We start from the raw sequence: 17,503 nt of genomic DNA on the forward strand, positions 1-17,503 counted from the left end.
TTTCCCTATGTTATCCCGGTCTGAGAGGCAGGTTGCCTACGTGTTACTCACCCGTCCGCCGCTAGGGTCCGAAAACCCTCGCTCGACTTGCATGTATTAGGCACGCCGCCAGCGTTCGTCCTGAGCCAGGATCAAACTCTCCAATAAAGTTTGTTACTGGTTCAAAGCTGGCAATCATTTAATGATAGACTCATCAACGCTTTCGCTGTTCAGTTTTCAAAGAGCATTTTTCGTTGTCGCCCAGAGACGACTTTTTTAATTTACCACAGATCCACTTATTAAATCAAGTGTTTTTTTCACTTTTTTCGCTGTCAGCATTTCCTTGCGCAGCAGCGACGTTTGTTAATATAGCATGTAGCAAAACCAGAAGTCAATAGTATTTAAAAACTTTTACCTGAGCAATATTACTCCTGACTCTCTGTCGCCATTTGCCCCCTCTGTGAAAACGACTTCTTGAATCAATTGCCTTTGCAGCATTTTATCAATAAGAAGAGGGACATCAATTTGTGCATCTACAATGGCCGGATGGTTCACAAGCTCCTCCAGGCGCCACGGACCTGCCTTTGATTCCATAACCTCCATCAAGAAAGTGACGGACTCTTTTACTTTGGACGTAATCCAAAACTCGATCGCGAGAACAAGCAGCTCGATGCGCTTTTCCAACGCTTCTCCATTAATGGACAACTCCTCATACAGCTTGAATACCGATGAGTCCATCTGTTTTACCTGGGACCACAGCGCAGCCTGCGGATGTTCCCCCGCTTCGTACACGATCAGCCTCGCCCACGAATGCAGCGATTGGATGAGCGCATGATGGGCATCCAAGATCAGTCCTTGCTGAAGAAACTCTTTTGTCTCGTGGAAAAAACGGAGGAGTTGGGAATACTCCCTACAGATAAACTTTTTTTGCAGCGCAACAGGCAGACGACTCAGCCGAATCTTCATCTGCTTCATATAACCGTCTTTGTCCCAGACAATATCCGCTCTCCAAAGCAACGCAGCCAGACGTTCATCCAGACCGCTAACCGCCCCTTTTTCAAGCTGCCAGGTACTAATCTGTTGCTCCATGACCACTCGTCCCTGAATGTGCAGACGGCGGATTTTTCCCTCTGCTTGCGGCTGGTTGACCACGACAAGATAAAAGGCGCCATCGCGAAACGGAACCAGCAGATCCGAAACAGGCAAAACCAGCACAGCTTGTACATCCGGGCGCTGCCGCAGCTTATTCAGATACGTTTGCTGACTCTCCTCTCGCTTCATTGCCATGTCAGTGTTCCTCCCTGCCCCTGGGTTGAACTTATGGATTCTACACGATTTGTCCGTTTCCTGCTTGTCAACAGACAAATCCTTTGTATGCTATACTGTATAGTAGGAGGAATGATGATGAAAAAAACTGAACGCCTGAGCAAAATCAAACGCATGCGCACATGGGGTAACTGGAGCATGGTGATCGGCATTTTGCTGATGTATACAGGGTACGCTTTTTTCGGAGGATATCTGGACTTTATACCTTTCCTTGGCAACCTGTTAAAAGGCTCTCACATCTTCATGACGCTGCTTTTGATCATCGGCTTTATTTTGACGATGGGCAGCACCGTCTTGTTTATGATCTCCGGCATGGTATCTACCTCTGCTCCTCAAGTAGAATGTCCTTCGTGCCAAAAAGTAACGAAAATGCTTGGGAAAGAAGATGCCTGTATGTTTTGCGGACAGCCTTTGCGTCTGGAAGACGGGCAGCCCCAGCAAAACCAGACATGATCGATTTCTCATTCGTTCGAGATGCAATAAGCCACCTGCACTTTCCCATTCGGGCAGCAGGTGGCTTCTTTTTTACTGAGCGGTTATAGCGTTTTTCAAGCCTTCCTCGATGGTCGGCCAAATCTCCGGCACTTCGAAGCCTCGCCGCCACGAGGCGACTCCAGCCAAATCGTATTTCTTCACTAACTCCATCCGCTTTGCCATGGACGAGACGTCCTCCAACCACATCTTGTAGACATTCCCGTCTTTGGGATCGCGGTATTCCACATACTGCTGACCAGATGCTTTATCCAGGACCGGAGTCAGCTTTCGCTCCGCTATCCACTCCTGCGCTCTCGGCATGGACAGCGCCTTGGAGCTTACCTTGACTGTTCCGTCAGCCTGCTTGGCTTCTGTCCACAATCTTGTGTAAAAAGGAACACCCAAAAGCAGCTTTTCGTTCGGCACTTCTTCCAATACTCCTTGCAAGCCTGCTTCGACCCATGGCAATGACGCCACCGAGCCTGCTTTCGGGCTTGCCGCCCAATGCTCATCGTAGGTCATGACAGCCATGTAGTCGACGACTTCGGCCAATGCTTTGCGATCCAGAAACATCGACCACGTCTTGGCGTTGGACTTGATTGTCACATCGATGGAAACGGTTAGTCCTTGCTGATGCAAGTAAGGCGTCAGCTCGCGGACAAACTGGACGAGCCGCTCCTTGTCCTCATAATACACGTTTTCAAAGTCGATGTTGATGCCGTCCAAATCATACAAGTGGGCATAGTGGATCAACTGGACAATCAGCTTGTCTCGCTTGTCGTAGCTGCCGAGAACGGATTGGGTCCAGTCCGGGTTGAAGCCGTTCGTGACCAGCCCCCACACTTGGTAGCCGCGCTTATGCGCCCATTTTACATACGCCGAGTCCGCTCGGTTTATAAGCGTTCCTTCTGCATCTTTCAATTCAAACCAGGTAGGTGCGATCACATTGACGCCAGGCAGCGTCTCGATCTGGGCGACATTCGGATTTTTGCTGACGACGTGCTCCCAAACCATGTTCACCTTTTGCCCATCAGGCTTCCATGCGACTTGCTCGCCAGAAGACCCGGCATGCTGCAAGCTGACCTTTCGCTTTCCGGACATCTCAACGCTTTTCTCCGGAAGAAAGCCTGCAATCCCGGATGCTGTCAACACGCGGTAATAGCCTTCCTGTTCTCCGAGAACATCAACTGTATCCCCGGAGGATAGCTCGCTTACGATCGGTGTCCGGTGAGAGGCTCCAACACGGACGAGCTGCTTTTCCTCTCCACCGATCACATGCGCCTGCTCGATCTCGTACCCTTCCTGCTCTACAAGGAGCACGCCTGTATCGGCTTTTCGCTCGAAGGCAAACGGATACAGCTTGGTGAGCGGATCAAGCGGCACATAGCGCTTTCCTTCCACTTCCTTCACGGGCACCTGCAAATTGACTGGCTGCTTGTTCAGATGAGCTACGACTTCCCCGCTCTCCATCCGCAAAACTTTGTCCTTCGTCGTCACGATTACAGAACGGGTAGGCTCATCCCAAAAGATCGCCGGGTCGATTTTCTCTTTAATGAAATCAAAAGGAAGCAAGATTTGCTCCCCGTCGAGCAAGTAAGTGGCATCCATGCGCTTTCCTTCAAAGACGATGACATCTTTGGCGCCGTCGTACGGCTGCACATGTTCCGTTGATGCCCGCAGCACGAAAAACCAGTAAATGCTCCCAAAGATGGCGAGCAAGAAAAACATCAGCATGAAAAGTCTGCGCAGCGCTCTTCCCCTTCTGCGTCTGGGACGAGGTACTGTATTAAGCTGCATGCTCACGGTTATACCCTCCTCCCAACCAACGGGCTTTCGCCACGGTTCCGATCATCTGTATCATTCCTGCAATATTTCGATCATAGCCTTGGTTCAAACGATTCACAACCTTTTGTATACTGGAAAACGCAGGACGAGCCGTTCTCCCTCCAAAAAAAGACGTTTGAAACAGCCAAAACGTTACACATTTCAACAGAAAAACACCTTCTGCCTCAACTCTTCGACATTCGTTGAGGCAAAAGGTGTTCATCCACATAACTCAATTTAGGGTACTCTTTTGACAGGACTCGCAGACGCCATATACTTCCATCCGATGGCCGGTGACTTTGAACCCGATATCTCTCGCCGCAGCCTCTTCCGCCTCCCGCAAGTACGGGAAATGGAAGTCCCGGATCGCCCCACAGCTAGAGCAGATCGCGTGGTAATGGTCTTCTTCCACATTGGCATCGAAGCGGCTGGAAGCATCCCCGTAGGTCAGCTCAATTACCAAACCCGCATCTTTAAAAACCCTGAGGTTGTTGTAAATCGTCGCGACGCTCATATTGGGGAATTTGCCTTCGAGAGCTTTGTATATTTCGTCAGCCGTCGGGTGAGTCATCGTCTCCAGCAAATAGGTTAAGATTGCATGGCGTTGAGGTGTCATCCGAACCCCGGTGTTTTTGAGGATTTCTACAGCTTTTTCTACACGCTGTGCCATATTGTCACACCCCACAGTCTTCGCAAGACAAAAGATCAATCAACTCTGTTTGTCATTGATTAGAATTACTTTAAATAAGTGTACGTCTATTCGGCGAAAACTGTCAATATCCATTCCGCCGGATTGCGGAGAAAGAAATGGAAATCAAGCTTTTGCTGCCTTTTTCGCTTCGGTCAAAGCGTATTTGCACATGGATTGCAATTGGCATTGATCGCATTTCGGATTGCGCGCCGTGCACACTCTTCTCCCGTGCCAAATCAGCCAATGATGCGCATCCGACCATTTTTCGCGCGGAATCTTCTTCATCAGCTGGCGCTCTACTTCGTCCACATTGTCGCTCTTGGCAAGGCCCAGGCGATTCCCGACACGAAACACATGGGTATCGACCGCAATCGCCGGAACACCGTACGCATTGGAGAGTACGACGTTGGCCGTTTTTCTACCTACTCCCGGCAACGCCTCCAGCTCGGCGTGCGTTCGCGGCACCTCTCCATTGTACTTTTCGTACAAGATTCTACAGGTCTCCAAAATGTTTTTACTCTTATTCTTGTACAAGCCCAGCCCTCTTATATGCTCTTCCATTTCTTCCTGCGTCAGATGCAAATAGTGTTCCGGCTGGTTCAGCTGTTTGAACATCGGTTCTGTAATTTCATTCACCCGCTTATCCGTGCACTGCGCCGAAAGAATCGTGGCGATCAAAAGCTCAAACGGGGTTGTATAATTCAACTCGCAGTGTGCATCCGGGTACATCTGCTGAAGTGTGTCCAGAATGTCTGCAACGGGTACTTTGCGTTGTGCCATAAATATATCCCCCCTTTTTCCTACATTATACCGATCTTGAACAGCTCGGCAATCGTCGCAAGCCATGGAAAGCAGTTCGTGACCTGATGTACAATAAGCTTGGAATCATTTAACAGGGGGCGATATGAATGAAAGTTTTCCTGACAGGAGCTACCGGCTTTGTCGGCAAAGGCGTGCTGGATCGTCTGATTGCAGAAGGCTACGATACCGTTTGCTTGTCCCGGCCAGGTCGGGCAGATTCAAAAGGCAAACTGCTCCCTGAGGTGACTGGTCCTGGAAGCGTGACGGAAGTGGCTGGGGATATACTGGACGCTGAATCGCTGAAAACAGCCATGGCAGGCTGCGACGCCGTCATTCACCTGGTCGGAATTATTCGCGAGCAGCCGGGAAAAGGAATCACTTTTTCGCGGATTCACGTCGACGGCACGCGCAACGTACTGGAAGCAGCCAAACTGCATGGCGTAAAACGCTTCGTCCACATGAGCGCACTCGGTTCAAGAGAAAACGCGACGAGCCAGTACCATCTTACGAAATACAAAGCGGAGCAACTTGTCAAAGCAAGCGGCATCCCTTACGTCATTTTTCAGCCATCGGTCATTTTCGGGCCTGGCGACGAGTTTGTAAACATGCTGGCCGATCTTGTTCGCATGCCAGTCACTCCTGTGCTCGGAAACGGCTCTTACCTGTTGCAGCCTGTAGCGCGAAAAACAGTAGCGGACGTCTTTGTCCAAGCCTTGAACCATCGCGAGGCAACCAATCAGACGTACGAAACAGGCGGGCCTGCTCCCGTCTCCTATGAACAAATTCTCGATACGATCGGCGAGGTGCTCGGCAAGCAAAAAGTGCGCAAAATCCACATCCCGCTCGCCTTCATGAAACCAGTCATCAACGCAATGGAGGGCTTCTCCTTTTTTCCGATAACCAACACCCAGCTGACGATGCTGCTCGAAGGCAATGCCTGCCGGGACGCCGAACGGCTGTACGACACGTTTTCCACAGAAAAAATCGCCTTTCGCCCGGGAATCTCCACCTATCTTTCATAACGATCCGCCAAAAAGAAAAAGCCCCTGAAAAATCAGGGACTTTTGTTTATTCATGCAGTGTTTTCTCCACAGAACCCGTCTCTTTGTTCACGTGACGGGCGACGACGAACAGATAGTCAGACAGGCGGTTGAGATATTTGACCACCGACGGATTCACCTGTTCCTGCTGGGCAACGTGGACGGCTTTTCGCTCTGCGCGTCTCACCATCGTGCGGGCGACATGGAAGGCAGCAGCAGCGGGATGTCCTCCCGGCAAAATAAAGTTCGTGAGCGGCGGCAGACTGGCATCCAACTGGTCAATCTGCCCCTCCAGGAACGTAACATCTTCCTCTGCAATCGGCCAGCCGACCTTTTTCCCTTCCGGCGTGGCAAGTTCTGCCCCTACGTGGAACAGCTTGGTTTGAATGATGTGGAAAACATCCTGCAGCTCTTGCCACGCATCGGACGCAGGCAACAAGGACAAGGCAAGCCCGATCTGGGAGTTGGCCTCGTCGCACGTTCCATACGCCTCGACGCGATCTGCAAACTTGGGCACGCGCACTCCCGCTACCAATGAAGTTTCGCCTTTGTCTCCCGATTTCGTATAAATCTTCATTCCGATCCCGCCTTCATTGGTTTTTGTCTGGAACAAGTAAGCTACACAGACTCACAAACGACAATCAGCTCCGTACTGCTCGCATCAAAAGGCGCTCTGGCAAACGTTCCGTACCGTTTGGTCACTTTCAGTCCGTTCAACCGCAACAAGTGATGAAATTCGGACGGATAAATGTAGCGCAAGGCAAAACGTCCCTTCAGCCGCTCGGTTACCACTCCGTTTGCATCTGTGCGCTCGTAGATGCGGGTCACTTCGCACAACTGTTGGAAGTGATCGTAGCGGGTGTAGTCCCACATCGACAGTTCTTCTCCCGAAGGCAACATCTGTGTGCCGCGCAGGGACATCTTTTCGTTTTCTTCGTAAAAATGATTGATTTTCGGTACAAAGACGTTCATGACGAGCTTGCCGCCTGGCGCCAAATGCTTGCGAATACAGGCAAGCGCCTTCATTTGTTCCTGAACGTGCAAGAGATGTAAAAACGAGCGAAACGGGATCATGATCAGCGAAAAGGTTTCCCCCAGCTCGAAGTTGCGCATATCTCCCTGCAACAGCTTCAATCCGGCGCTGACGCCTTGCGCATCTGCTTTTTCCTGCGCTTTTGCCAGCATCTCCTGCGACAGGTCGATCCCCGTAACCTCGATTCCGGCCTGAGCCAGCGGAATTGCAATCCTTCCCGTCCCGCAGGCCAGATCGAGCACTTTTCCGCCAGCTTGCTTCGCTTCTTCCAGATAAAATTCAACATCGCCAGCAAGTCCGCGCTGCATCAGGTCATAGTAATCAGCCCATTGATACATATTGCTCATGCCGCCCTCCTATGCTTGCATGTCCTCGGAAGCCAGGTAAGCCATGACGAGCTTCGCTGTATTGTCGAGCGCTTCTGTATGCGTGCGCTCATGGGAGTGGGAGGCGTCCACGCCAGGACCGATCAAGCCGTGAACAATGTCGTATCCGGCCCTGAGCGCCGCGCTCGCGTCTGATCCGTAGAACGGATAAATGTCTACCGCGTAATTCAGTCCATTTTGCTGCGCCAGACGTGTCAAGTGGCTGCGCAATCCGTAATGGTACGGCCCGGAGGAATCCTTCGCGCAAATCGAGACGCAATATTCATCGGTCGTCTGTCCGTCGCCGATCGCGCCCATGTCAACCGCCAAATACTCGACGACGTTGGCCGGAATGCTGGAATTGCCGCCATAACCGATTTCTTCGTTGTTGCTGATGAAAAAGTGGGTTGTATACGGCAGTTGTTGGCCCGTCTCGCGAAGCGCTTTCAACACGCCCAACAGAACGGCAACGCTCGCCTTGTCGTCGATGTGACGCGATTTGATAAAGCCGCTGTCTGTTATCGTCACGCGCGGATCGAACGAAACAAAATCGCCAACCGAAATGCCCAACGCCTGTACTTGCTCGCGGTTTGTCACTTTCTCGTCCAGACGAACTTCCATGTTGGAGTCGGTTCTTTCTGCCTTGCCTGCTTCGCGGCCATAGACGTGAACAGATGCTTTCGTAGACAAAATCGTCCCGGTCACCAGGCGGCCACTCGCTGTTTCCACTGTGCAGTGCTCGCCTTCCACAGCATTGAACTCAAAACCGCCGATCAACGTCAGCTTGAGGCGTCCGTTGCTTTTGATTTCTTTGACCATGGCTCCCAGCGTATCAACGTGCGCCGTCAGCAAACGCGCCTTGTCATCACGCGCTCCCGGCACGGTAGCGACAATCGCTCCCTTGTTCGTCCGTTTGTACTCCACGCCAAGCTGCTCCAGTTCCCCGGCGACCCACGCCATTACTTTTTCTGTGTTGCCAGACGGACTCGGGATATTCGCCAATTGGCAAAAAGCTTGAACGACATACTCGGTAGACACACCCATGAGAAAATCCTCCTTTTATGTACTATGACTATGTATCAAACGCCGATTTTAGCTTTGCAGCTCTTCCTTGATAAACTGAAGCACTTCCTGTACGTGCCCTTTTACTTTCACTTTCGGCCACACCTTGGCGATGTTGCCTTCCTTGTCGATCACAAAAGTGCTCCGCTCAATTCCCATGTACTCGCGGCCGTACATTTTTTTCAGCACCCAAACGCCGTACGCCTCCGCAACTTCATGCTCCGGATCGGCCAAAAGCACAAACGGAAGCTCGTGCTTCGCAATAAACTTGTCGTGCGACTTCACGGAATCCGGGCTGATTCCGAGCACGACAGTGTCCAGCTCCGCGAACATCGGGTGATAGTCTCTAAAATCGCACGCTTCGGTCGTGCAGCCCGGCGTCATGTCTTTTGGATAAAAATAAAGCACGACATTTTTTCCGCGGTATTGCGAAAGCGAAATCGTCTGTTCATTGTTTGCCTGCAAAGTAAATAAAGGCGCGGCTTGTCCGGTTTCGATCATGCTCATCCCCCCGTAAAAATCACTGGTTTCATTTTACCACAAGCTTACAGGTACTTCATCCGCATATACGTTGCGCTTTCTAGCAGAAAACGATAGAATTAATTAAGAAAAATAAAAAAATGGCCTAGTCAGTTGGATGGTGAGAATTGGCATGAAAGAGTTTTTTGAAGTAACGGATCCAGAAGCGCTTAAATCCCTTGCCATAGCAGAACGGGTTAAGATTCTAGAACTCTTCGAGGATTTGGAGCCGCGTACGGCCAAACAAATCGCTACGGAACTAGGCGAAAATGCTGCACGTCTTCACTACCACGTGAAGGAACTTGTGCGTGTTGGTTTGCTCGAACAGGTAGATACCCGCGTCAAAGGTTCCATCGTGGAGAAATACTACGAGCCAGTCGCCAAGGTGATTCAGGTTAAGCTTCAGCTTATGATTGAAGAAAATGCACAGCAATTGAGTGACGTCATGTTCACTCCGTTTCGCACCACAGAAAAGGATCTCATGAGGACACTCAATCGTTTCGTTGCAAGCGATCAGGATGTTCGCAAGGAATACCAGAATACTTTCGCTTTCAACCTGACTGAATTTTATTTGAGCCAGGAAGAACGCAATCAGTTGGTGGACGACATCAGCGACCTGTTGCAAAAGTACAAAGGCTTCAAAAACGAGCAAGGCCGCCGCAAGTTCAAGTTTTTCGATGTCTTGTTTCCGCTGACGCCTGCTGAGCCGACAGACGATTCGGAAGAGCAGTTTGAGGAGCAAGACGACCAGAACAAGCCGCTGTAAAGCTGTAAAAAGGAAATCGACCAACACCAGGAAAACCATCAGGAGAGATGGTTTTTCTTTTTTTATTCCAAAGGAGGGGCAGCCATGCGCACGATTTTGTTTGATTTTGACGGTACAGTCGCCGATACGCTCCCACTCATTTTCACGGCCTTTCGCTCTACTTTTCAGCGCTTTTTGCAAGAGCACTACTCCGATGCGCAAATCGTCGCGATGTTTGGTCCAACCGAAACTGGCATTTTGCAAAACAAGCTGCCCGCCCATGAACACGAAGCCGCTCTCGATCATTTTTTCCATGTGTACACGCTTGAGCACGCTCAGGTGCAAAATCCTCCGCAGCTTGCAAAGATGCTTGAACAGTTGCATTCTGCGGGCATTCAGATGGGAGTCGTGACGGGAAAAGGGCGCAGAAGTGCAGATATATCGCTGCGCGAGTGGGGATTGGAAAAGTATTTTTCTGTCGTGATCACAGGCGATGAGGTGACCGAGCCGAAGCCGCATCCGGAAGGCATTTTCACAGCGCTGAAACAGCTGGGAGCTACAGCCGAGAATGCGATTTTTGTGGGCGACAGCGACGCAGACATCATCGCGGGACGCGCCGCAGGGCTGACTACGGTCGGCGTTGACTGGCTGCTTGTCACCCAGAAGGCCGGGAGCTTCGATCCTGAGCCGGACTATCGCTTTTCTGACGCGCAGGCGTTTGTTGACTGGGTGCTTGGCCGCTGATTGATTCGGGTTGCCTAACCTGCTATTACTTCGTTAATAGACAGTCTTGCATGGCTGAGATTTTTTCATATACGGATTTTGACCGCATAATACGAAGGGGCTGCCTCAAAAGTCGATTGCTCGACGAAGAGACGCCCCCTTGTCATTTTATTGATTTATATTGTTTCGGATTTGTTGCAAAACTTCTTCGGAATCGAGTTGAACGTGAGGAGAAAGCTCCAGAAACCGAGCAGCGCGTTGATCGAGCCACAAGCTTTCCTCCCCTTTGTTATCAGTAGCAACAAAAACAAATCCGCCTGCATAACTAAAGTACATAATGTTGACATTGTCACCAAGATCGTTTTTTATTTTTTCATGAAGGTCAAACAATTCAGGGCCGGTTTTTTCACCACCTGCCATGATTGGCTCCGTATCTGTTGCTATAGCGATACCTTTTACTTCATCACCTTCCATAATAAACGAAAGCTTCTCATCATGCGCAGTCAATAACTCATGAACGTTTGAACCTTTGTATTTGCTGATTTTATCCGCTTCTGACAATAAAGCTCCTGGAATTGAGAAGTCTGACAGCGTAAAATTATTGCTCGATTCGTTCAAAAATTTGTTCTCTTGATTCCGGGCTTGTTCCATTTTCTTGTATGCATTTAGTGCTTCCTTGTTCCCTTGATTGGATGCACCAGCCCAAGTAGCCAATGATATTCCAGCAACTATAACTGCACCGAACAATGTCCAAACATATCTCTTCATACAACTGCCCTCCTTAAATTATTCTGACTCAAAACCATACAATGAGCCAATCCATTCTTGTCTTGAGCTATCCAAGAAAGAGTCATAGGTCATAGTAAAATGTTGACCATCCCATGGGTCCATGTACATTACATACTTCGTGGAGTCGTTTCTATAACCATCAATAAAAATACAAAATATTCACTTTTATGTATATACTTTTTACTCGAATGATAAATTGCGTTAATGGAAATACTTTACAACTTGCCCGCACACGCTGACTTCTGTGGATACAAAAAGGAGTGCTCCGTTACGTACGGGGAGCACTCCCTTTTTTGTTTTGTTTATTAAATGAAACCTTAGTACGAGCGGCCAAACCAAACTGTATGCTTCGCCTCTTTGCCGCAGCAAATGCAGACCGATTTTTGTGCAGGCGGTTCAAACGGAATGTTGCGGGACGTGAACTTCGTCTCTTCCTTGACCTTGGACTCACATGCGTCGTCTCCGCACCAGCCTGCGAGCACCCAGCCGCTTAGCGTGTTTTCGTTCTCACATTTTTCGATGTGCGCGGACAGCTGCGCGAGCGTATCGATTCCGAGATGCGAATGGGCTTCCCGGAAGGCCAGCGCTTTTTGGAACATGTTTTGCTGGATGTCTTCGAGCAATTGGGCAATCGTCTGCGCAATGCCTTCCAGTGGCACGGTTATTTTCTCTCCGGTATCGCGGCGGGCGAGAATCGCCTGGCCGTTTTCCACGTCGCGCGGTCCAAGCTCCAGACGCAGCGGCACACCGCGCATCTCCCATTCGTTGAACTTCCAGCCCGGAGTTTCCTCGCGCAAGTCTGCCCGGACGCGAACGCCTGCCGCTTTGATCTCGTCAAACAGCGGATCGAATGCAACCATGACCTGATCGCGCAGCTTCATCGGTCCGACTGGGATCATGATGACCTGAGTCGGTGCCATCCGCGGCGGCAAAGCCAGACCGCGGTCGTCGCCGTGCACCATGATCATCGAGCCGATCAAGCGGGTAGAGCTGCCCCACGAAGTCGTATGCACGTATTTGAACTGATTGTCGCGATCCAGGAACTTGATCTCAAAGCCGCGCGCAAACTTGTCGCCCAAGTAGTGGGAGGTTCCGGCCTGCACCGCTTTGCCATCCTTCATCATCGCCTCGATGGAGTACGTGTCGACTGCTCCTGCAAAGCGCTCGCTTGGCGTTTTTTGCCCTTTCCATACCGGAATCGCCAGCTCCTGCTCCACAACCTCGCGATAAATCTCCAGCATTTGCATGGTCTCCTGGCGCGCTTCTTCCTCGTTCGCATGGGCGGTATGGCCTTCCTGCCACAAAAATTCTGAAGTACGCAAGAATGGCATGGTGCGCTTTTCCCAACGGAACACGTTTGCCCACTGGTTAATCAGAATCGGCAAGTCGCGGTAGCTCTGAATCCACTGCGCGTACATATGTCCGATGATCGTCTCCGAAGTCGGGCGCAGGGCAAGCTTTTCCTCCAGCTGCTCTCCTCCCGCTTCCGTCACCCAAGGCAGCTCTGGGTTGAAGCCCTCGATGTGCTCTTTTTCTTTTTGGAAAAAGGACTCGGGAATCAGCATTGGGAAGTAGGCGTTGCGGTGTCCCGTCTCTTTGAACCTTTTGTCCATCGCCTCCTGGATGCGCTCCCACAGCTCGAAGCCATCCGGTTTGAAGACGATACAGCCGCGCACTGGCGTGTAATCCATCAAATCCGCTTTTTTGATCGCGTCGATGTACCAGCGCGAGAAATCTTCCGACTGCGGTGTCATTTCTTTTACGAACGCTTTGTCCTCTTTCATCCTTCTACGCTCCTTTTTTCTTACATGAAAATGCAAAAAATCCCCCATCCCAAAAAAGGGACGGAGGATTCACTTCCGCGGTACCACCCTGATTGACCATGGCACAAGCCATAAGTCCACTCAACAACCCGATAACGGCGGGCAACCGGACCAGCTCGTCGCTGGCGGCTTCAGGATGGGGTGCAGGTACGCCTCGTATCAGCCTTCCAGACTAGGGCCGACTCTCTGGAACCAGGATATAGCTGCGGGTCCTTTCATAGCCTTTTCGCTAAACTGCTTTTTGTTAGGGAATATCTTAGCAAGTCGCGCAGCCGTTGTCAATTTGTGGTTCTGAGGGCAATGCGCGCACCAAGCTTGGCGTAGACCGGATACGCGACCAGCGCGAGCACGACCCCTTTGAACAGGTTGAACGGAACGATACCGACCATGACCAGGGACCAGACGCTGGTTGCGTTGAACATGGCCAGCAGCTCTGCCATCGGCATCTGATAAAGAGCGGCGTATGCCGGGAGCAGGACGTACGCATTGGCAACAGCCATGACAATCGTCATCAGCAACGTTCCAAGCGCGAGGCCCGATAAAAAGCCTTTTTTCCCTTGACCGCTGCGTTGCAGAAGGACAGCTGGCAAAATAAAGCTGGCGCCCGCCACGACGTTGGCAAGCTCTCCGATCAACAATCCGTCTGTATTTTTAAAGAGCATGTGCAATGTATTTTTCAAAACTTCGATGATGATGCCGGCTACAGGGCCGTACATGAGTCCGCCGATCAGCGCTGGCAACGTACTGAAATCAAGCTTCAAAAAGCTCGGCATCAGCGGAACGGGAACCTCCAAATACTGCAAGATAAAAGCAACGGCTGCCAGCATCGGAATCGTCACGATCCGCTGGGTTGCTCTGCGCGATGTGTGCAGGGCTGTTTCTTTCATGTGTACCATCTCCTCGTTTTTTCTCCTTCTGAGGAATGGCAACAGCGGTCTTGCCCACACGTGCCAAAATGTCTACGCTTTTGCAAACACAAAAATACCCTGAGAATAATTCTCAGGGCAGCTTACAGGCGTATGACAAAGCATGTGCAATAAATCCAGGTTCAAGAAACAACGAGGCGGCTCATCATGCATGCCTCATCGCATCTGTCCTGCCAGCACAGGCAAACAAGCACGTGTGTGGTAAACGTACTGTCGTCATCCTTCTCCCATCCAGACTGTACTGTCGGCTCTGGAATCTCACCAGATCCTGCACTCCGTCGCTGTCAACAGCTCGGGAGGCTCGCGGGCTTGACGTGCTGATTGCACCATCACCGCCGGTCGGGAATTTCACCCTGCCCTGAAGGAATTGTGTAGTTGTATACAGCATATTATACTGCGCTTTTTCGATTTGACAATAGACGAAACTGTTAAATCGACATTTTATTGTTATTTTCCAATTGATTTAGTTGGATATATTTTAAAAAAAATGGGGCTTCTCAGCCTAAAGTCGCCACGTGCTATAGGTAGTTACCTGGACCAAAAAGAAATAGACCGCCCTTGAGTTGACTGCTCCTCGGCGGTCTATTCTTCACCAAATTTTGAGCCGTCCCCTTTGAGGGAAGCCTCGTTTGTACAGACCAGACCGTTCCGGTAGCCGCCGGACGGTCTTTTTTTCTTTCAAGCTCGTTACCTCTAATATTACCTGCTCCTGCCTACCAAATCGCACCAAAAGTAGCTTCTGCCACTACGACCCCGCTCCCCGATACTTGGTGACGCCCCAGTTCCAGACGAGCAAGCCGATGCCAAAGAAGATGACCGCGACTACCGGAGTAAGTGCTGCGTACGTATACCACACTTCTTTTCGCAAAAAGTAAGCCGCCGGGTAAATCCCGACAAAAGCAAACGGCAACACGTAAGTCAGCACGAAGCGAATCGCCTTGTTGTACACATCCACGGGGTAACGCCCGTACTGCTGGATGTTGTAAATCATCGGGGCAATTCCTGTCCGGGAATCGGAGAAAAAGCTGACAGCGGCAATCGCCGTGTACACCCCGCCGTAAATCAGGGCGCCGCTGATCACAAGCCCGATGAAGATGAACAGGTCGTACCAGTAAAACGTCAAATCGAGCTGAAAAGCAGCATAGCCCATGATGATCAGCCCTGTGATGACGCCGAAAATCCGGTCCGGTGCGATCGACTCCAGACAGACCTGTGCCAGATTGTGGATCGGCCTGGTCAAGATGCGGTCCATTTCGCCCCGGATAATATAGCGTTCGTTGAAGTCCCAAAACCCGAAAAACATCGAGAATAAGGCATACGGCACCAAAAAGAAACCGTAAATGAAAATGATTTCGTCCCGCGTCCATTCCTTCATCAACGGCACATGCGTGAAGACGACGATGATGAACACCAGATTGATCAGCTCGGAAATCAAGTTGGACACAAAATCCCCGAGAAAGTCAGCCCGATAGGCAAGTCTCGTCTTGAAATACTGGCCCAGGTAGTCGGCGAAAATACCGAAAATGTGTTTGACGTTTTGCATATGCTACCCCCCTTGCACGACCAGCCGATTTCGGGCCATGCGCCACAAAATCAGAATCGGAACCAGAATAACAACCATCCAGATCGCCTGGAAGCCGATCAACTCCCAGGAACGCCCCGGAGTAATCGCTCCTGTAAAAATCAGGCTCGGATAGTAGTTGACGGCCTGGAATGGCAAAAAGCCCATAACCGTTTGCGCCCAGCCCGGGAAAAAGCTGATCGGCAGCACCAGGCCCGACATCAAATCAACGACGACACGCTTCGCCCGCATCATCCCGTCGTTGCGGAACAGGAAAAAGGTGAACAGCCCCGTCAGCAGGTTGATTTGCGTGTTGATCAAAAAGGCAAACATGAGACTGATCAAATACAATCCCCAGCCAGTCGCTGTCGCGGGAAAATGAAACGGGATAATCAGGCTGATGAGAAAAATTCCTGGCCCTGCGAAAAACAGGAAGCGGAATATCCCTTCCCCAAATGCTTGCGCTGTCTTGACCGACAAGTAATTGTAAGGGCGGATCATCTCGATCGCGACTTTACCCTCCCGTACGTCCTGGGCAATTTCCGTATCGATGTTGTTGAAGTAAAAGGCGCGCGACATCCAGGCAATCGCGACGTAGGAAGTCATTTGCTCGACCGACAGGCCGCCAAGCTGCTGCTGGCCGCCGTAGATTGCGCCCCACAAAAAGTAGTACGCTCCGATGTTGATCGCGTAAATAATGATCCCGCTGTAGTAATTCACCCGGTAAGCGAGCATGGTCAAAAAGCGCATGCGGATCAGTTCCATGTAGAGCTTATGCATGGCCCCGCACCCCTGTATCCACCTGGTAAATGTTGCGGACAATATCTTCTGTGCTCGTCTCCATGATTTTTACGTCGCTGACCTCGAACGTCGACATGACCGTTGACAGGACAAACGGCAGCATTTCCTGGCTCTGCGGCACTTTCACACTGATTGTATATTCGTTTACCTGGGAAATTTCGCACGGCATCTCGCCAAGCGTCTTGCGCAGCTCGTCGGCGGGTGTGCGCTTTTTCATCTGGAAAGACACCTCTGTGCCATTGCCCCACTTTTCCTTCAGGTCACTGAGCAGGCCGTCAAAAATCAGCTTGCCTTTGTCCATGACCAGCACCCGCTTACAGAGCGCTTCAATATCGGAAACGTCGTGGGTCGTGAGCAGGATGGTCATGTTTTCCGTTTCGTTCAGATTGCGCAAAAACTCGCGAATTTTTTGCTTCACCAAGACGTCCAGCCCGACTGTCGGCTCATCGAGGAACAACAGGCGCGGCTTGTGAATCAATGACGCCGCTACCTCGCAGCGCATCCGTTGACCCAGGCTCAGCTTGCGCACTGGCTGGCTGACAAACGGGTTGATTTCCAGCTCCTCGATCAAGCGGTCTAGCCACTTATCTCCCTCTGGCCCGTCGACTTTGTAGACGCTTTTCAGCAACCGGAACGACTCCATCGGCGACAAATCCCACCAGAGCTGCGAACGCTGTCCGAATACGACACCGATGGAGCGCACGTATTCCTCGCGCTGTTTGAACGGAACGTAGCCGTTGATGACGATCTCGCCCTCGCTTGGCGTCAAAATGCCCGTCAGCATTTTGATCGTCGTCGATTTCCCGGCGCCATTTTCCCCAATCAAGGCGAACATTTCCCCTTCTTCCACGGTAAAAGAAAGGTCATTCACTGCCTTGACGGTCTTATACTCGCGACTAAACAAATCACGAAAAGCACCCCCGAGACCCGCTCTGGCCTGGTGGATGCGAAACTCCTTTTGCAGGTTCTTCACTTGAATCATGGATAACCATCCTTTTTTTAGTGGAAAAACGCCTTGACG

18 protein-coding genes, 1 rRNA gene and 1 riboswitch are annotated in these 17,503 nt (G+C 50.9%); of the genes, 4 read left to right on the plus strand and 15 right to left on the minus strand.

Going from position 1 to position 17,503, the window contains the following annotated elements:
• Nucleotides 1-147, minus strand: a 16S ribosomal RNA gene (locus EDM60_RS23560); the annotation flags it as partial.
• Nucleotides 148-390: 243 nt separating this feature from the next.
• A complete protein-coding gene (locus EDM60_RS23565; RefSeq protein WP_122966121.1) occupies nt 391-1,266 on the minus strand; it encodes a hypothetical protein in 876 nt (291 codons plus the stop codon).
• Between the two features lie 117 nt (nt 1,267-1,383).
• Between EDM60_RS23565 and EDM60_RS23570 the strand changes: the two genes are divergently transcribed.
• Nucleotides 1,384-1,758 carry a YgzB family protein gene (locus tag EDM60_RS23570; protein WP_005827746.1) on the plus strand — a complete coding sequence of 125 codons (375 nt, stop codon included), beginning with the start codon at nt 1,384-1,386 and terminating at the stop codon, nt 1,756-1,758.
• Between the two features lie 72 nt (nt 1,759-1,830).
• Here the strand turns inward: EDM60_RS23570 and EDM60_RS23575 are convergent, their stop codons facing one another.
• The 3 genes from EDM60_RS23575 to nth all read right to left on the minus strand — a co-directional run bounded on the left by EDM60_RS23575 (nt 1,831) and on the right by nth (nt 5,074).
• Nucleotides 1,831-3,576: a glycosyl hydrolase family 18 protein gene (locus tag EDM60_RS23575; RefSeq protein ID WP_122966362.1), complete on the minus strand. Its 1,746-nt coding sequence runs from the start codon at nt 3,574-3,576 to the stop codon at nt 1,831-1,833.
• Between the two features lie 259 nt (nt 3,577-3,835).
• Nucleotides 3,836-4,273: a peroxide-responsive transcriptional repressor PerR gene (gene perR / locus EDM60_RS23580; protein ID WP_063228727.1), complete on the minus strand. Its 438-nt coding sequence runs from the start codon at nt 4,271-4,273 to the stop codon at nt 3,836-3,838.
• Nucleotides 4,274-4,417: 144 nt separating this feature from the next.
• Nucleotides 4,418-5,074 (minus strand): endonuclease III, encoded by a 657-nt coding sequence (gene nth, locus EDM60_RS23585; protein ID WP_122966122.1) that lies wholly within the window; start codon nt 5,072-5,074, stop codon nt 4,418-4,420.
• Between the two features lie 128 nt (nt 5,075-5,202).
• On the opposite strand from nth, the gene EDM60_RS23590 reads away from it, so the two are divergent.
• Nucleotides 5,203-6,117 (plus strand): complex I NDUFA9 subunit family protein, encoded by a 915-nt coding sequence (locus EDM60_RS23590; protein ID WP_122966123.1) that lies wholly within the window; start codon nt 5,203-5,205, stop codon nt 6,115-6,117.
• Nucleotides 6,118-6,163: 46 nt separating this feature from the next.
• On the opposite strand, the gene EDM60_RS23595 is transcribed toward EDM60_RS23590, so the two are convergent.
• Genes EDM60_RS23595 through bcp form a run of 4 tightly spaced genes read right to left on the minus strand, consistent with a single transcriptional unit; the run spans nt 6,164 to nt 9,096 of the window.
• A complete protein-coding gene (locus EDM60_RS23595) occupies nt 6,164-6,712 on the minus strand; it encodes a cob(I)yrinic acid a,c-diamide adenosyltransferase (protein WP_122966124.1) in 549 nt (182 codons plus the stop codon).
• A 41-nt stretch (nt 6,713-6,753) separates the two neighbouring features.
• Nucleotides 6,754-7,515: a class I SAM-dependent methyltransferase gene (locus EDM60_RS23600; RefSeq protein ID WP_122966125.1), complete on the minus strand. Its 762-nt coding sequence runs from the start codon at nt 7,513-7,515 to the stop codon at nt 6,754-6,756.
• 9 nt (nt 7,516-7,524) lie between these two features.
• Nucleotides 7,525-8,577, minus strand: a complete 1,053-nt coding sequence (locus EDM60_RS23605; protein ID WP_122966126.1) for a M42 family metallopeptidase — start codon at nt 8,575-8,577, stop codon at nt 7,525-7,527.
• 48 nt (nt 8,578-8,625) lie between these two features.
• Nucleotides 8,626-9,096 carry a thioredoxin-dependent thiol peroxidase gene (gene bcp / locus EDM60_RS23610; RefSeq protein ID WP_122966127.1) on the minus strand — a complete coding sequence of 157 codons (471 nt, stop codon included), beginning with the start codon at nt 9,094-9,096 and terminating at the stop codon, nt 8,626-8,628.
• A gap of 151 nt (nt 9,097-9,247) precedes the next feature.
• Between bcp and EDM60_RS23615 the strand changes: the two genes are divergently transcribed.
• A complete protein-coding gene (locus EDM60_RS23615) occupies nt 9,248-9,880 on the plus strand; it encodes an ArsR/SmtB family transcription factor (protein WP_063228734.1) in 633 nt (210 codons plus the stop codon).
• Nucleotides 9,881-9,964: 84 nt separating this feature from the next.
• Nucleotides 9,965-10,603: an HAD family hydrolase gene (locus EDM60_RS23620; RefSeq protein WP_122966128.1), complete on the plus strand. Its 639-nt coding sequence runs from the start codon at nt 9,965-9,967 to the stop codon at nt 10,601-10,603.
• A gap of 147 nt (nt 10,604-10,750) precedes the next feature.
• Here the strand turns inward: EDM60_RS23620 and EDM60_RS23625 are convergent, their stop codons facing one another.
• The 6 genes from EDM60_RS23625 to EDM60_RS23650 form a co-directional block, all read right to left on the minus strand.
• Nucleotides 10,751-11,350: a hypothetical protein gene (locus tag EDM60_RS23625; RefSeq protein WP_122966129.1), complete on the minus strand. Its 600-nt coding sequence runs from the start codon at nt 11,348-11,350 to the stop codon at nt 10,751-10,753.
• Between the two features lie 338 nt (nt 11,351-11,688).
• Nucleotides 11,689-13,155 (minus strand): proline--tRNA ligase, encoded by a 1,467-nt coding sequence (gene proS / locus EDM60_RS23630; protein ID WP_122966130.1) that lies wholly within the window; start codon nt 13,153-13,155, stop codon nt 11,689-11,691.
• Between the two features lie 317 nt (nt 13,156-13,472).
• Nucleotides 13,473-14,081: an ECF transporter S component gene (locus EDM60_RS23635; protein WP_122966131.1), complete on the minus strand. Its 609-nt coding sequence runs from the start codon at nt 14,079-14,081 to the stop codon at nt 13,473-13,475.
• Between the two features lie 254 nt (nt 14,082-14,335).
• A riboswitch (FMN riboswitch) is annotated at nt 14,336-14,490 on the minus strand.
• A gap of 375 nt (nt 14,491-14,865) precedes the next feature.
• Nucleotides 14,866-15,663: an ABC transporter permease gene (locus EDM60_RS23640; protein WP_122966132.1), complete on the minus strand. Its 798-nt coding sequence runs from the start codon at nt 15,661-15,663 to the stop codon at nt 14,866-14,868.
• A 3-nt stretch (nt 15,664-15,666) separates the two neighbouring features.
• Complete coding sequence (locus EDM60_RS23645; protein ID WP_063228740.1) at nt 15,667-16,461, minus strand: ABC transporter permease; 795 nt, start codon at nt 16,459-16,461, stop codon at nt 15,667-15,669.
• Nucleotides 16,454-17,464 carry an ABC transporter ATP-binding protein gene (locus tag EDM60_RS23650; RefSeq protein ID WP_122966133.1) on the minus strand — a complete coding sequence of 337 codons (1,011 nt, stop codon included), beginning with the start codon at nt 17,462-17,464 and terminating at the stop codon, nt 16,454-16,456. Before EDM60_RS23650 ends, EDM60_RS23645 begins: the two co-directional genes overlap by 8 nt.
• Between the last annotated feature and the right edge of the window lie 39 nt (nt 17,465-17,503).

The organism is Brevibacillus parabrevis (assembly GCF_003710905.1).
Taxonomy (GTDB): Bacteria; Bacillota; Bacilli; order Brevibacillales; family Brevibacillaceae; genus Brevibacillus; species Brevibacillus parabrevis.

What these genes read in the sequence shown, in the direction of transcription:
- EDM60_RS23605 (WP_122966126.1), bottom strand. Translation starts at nt 8,577, where the DNA reads ATGGGTGTGTCTACCGAGTATGTCGTTCAAGCTTTTTGCCAATTGGCG.
- EDM60_RS23620 (WP_122966128.1), top strand. Translation starts at nt 9,965, where the DNA reads ATGCGCACGATTTTGTTTGATTTTGACGGTACAGTCGCCGATACGCTC.
- EDM60_RS23595 (WP_122966124.1), bottom strand. Translation starts at nt 6,712, where the DNA reads ATGAAGATTTATACGAAATCGGGAGACAAAGGCGAAACTTCATTGGTA.
- EDM60_RS23565 (WP_122966121.1), bottom strand. Translation starts at nt 1,266, where the DNA reads ATGGCAATGAAGCGAGAGGAGAGTCAGCAAACGTATCTGAATAAGCTG.
- bcp (WP_122966127.1), bottom strand. Translation starts at nt 9,096, where the DNA reads ATGATCGAAACCGGACAAGCCGCGCCTTTATTTACTTTGCAGGCAAAC.
- EDM60_RS23570 (WP_005827746.1), top strand. Translation starts at nt 1,384, where the DNA reads ATGAAAAAAACTGAACGCCTGAGCAAAATCAAACGCATGCGCACATGG.
- EDM60_RS23645 (WP_063228740.1), bottom strand. Translation starts at nt 16,461, where the DNA reads ATGCATAAGCTCTACATGGAACTGATCCGCATGCGCTTTTTGACCATG.
- EDM60_RS23575 (WP_122966362.1), bottom strand. Translation starts at nt 3,576, where the DNA reads ATGCAGCTTAATACAGTACCTCGTCCCAGACGCAGAAGGGGAAGAGCG.
- EDM60_RS23615 (WP_063228734.1), top strand. Translation starts at nt 9,248, where the DNA reads ATGAAAGAGTTTTTTGAAGTAACGGATCCAGAAGCGCTTAAATCCCTT.
- EDM60_RS23600 (WP_122966125.1), bottom strand. Translation starts at nt 7,515, where the DNA reads ATGAGCAATATGTATCAATGGGCTGATTACTATGACCTGATGCAGCGC.
- EDM60_RS23640 (WP_122966132.1), bottom strand. Translation starts at nt 15,663, where the DNA reads ATGCAAAACGTCAAACACATTTTCGGTATTTTCGCCGACTACCTGGGC.
- proS (WP_122966130.1), bottom strand. Translation starts at nt 13,155, where the DNA reads ATGAAAGAGGACAAAGCGTTCGTAAAAGAAATGACACCGCAGTCGGAA.
- nth (WP_122966122.1), bottom strand. Translation starts at nt 5,074, where the DNA reads ATGGCACAACGCAAAGTACCCGTTGCAGACATTCTGGACACACTTCAG.
- EDM60_RS23590 (WP_122966123.1), top strand. Translation starts at nt 5,203, where the DNA reads ATGAAAGTTTTCCTGACAGGAGCTACCGGCTTTGTCGGCAAAGGCGTG.
- EDM60_RS23625 (WP_122966129.1), bottom strand. Translation starts at nt 11,350, where the DNA reads ATGAAGAGATATGTTTGGACATTGTTCGGTGCAGTTATAGTTGCTGGA.
- EDM60_RS23635 (WP_122966131.1), bottom strand. Translation starts at nt 14,081, where the DNA reads ATGAAAGAAACAGCCCTGCACACATCGCGCAGAGCAACCCAGCGGATC.
- perR (WP_063228727.1), bottom strand. Translation starts at nt 4,273, where the DNA reads ATGGCACAGCGTGTAGAAAAAGCTGTAGAAATCCTCAAAAACACCGGG.
- EDM60_RS23650 (WP_122966133.1), bottom strand. Translation starts at nt 17,464, where the DNA reads ATGATTCAAGTGAAGAACCTGCAAAAGGAGTTTCGCATCCACCAGGCC.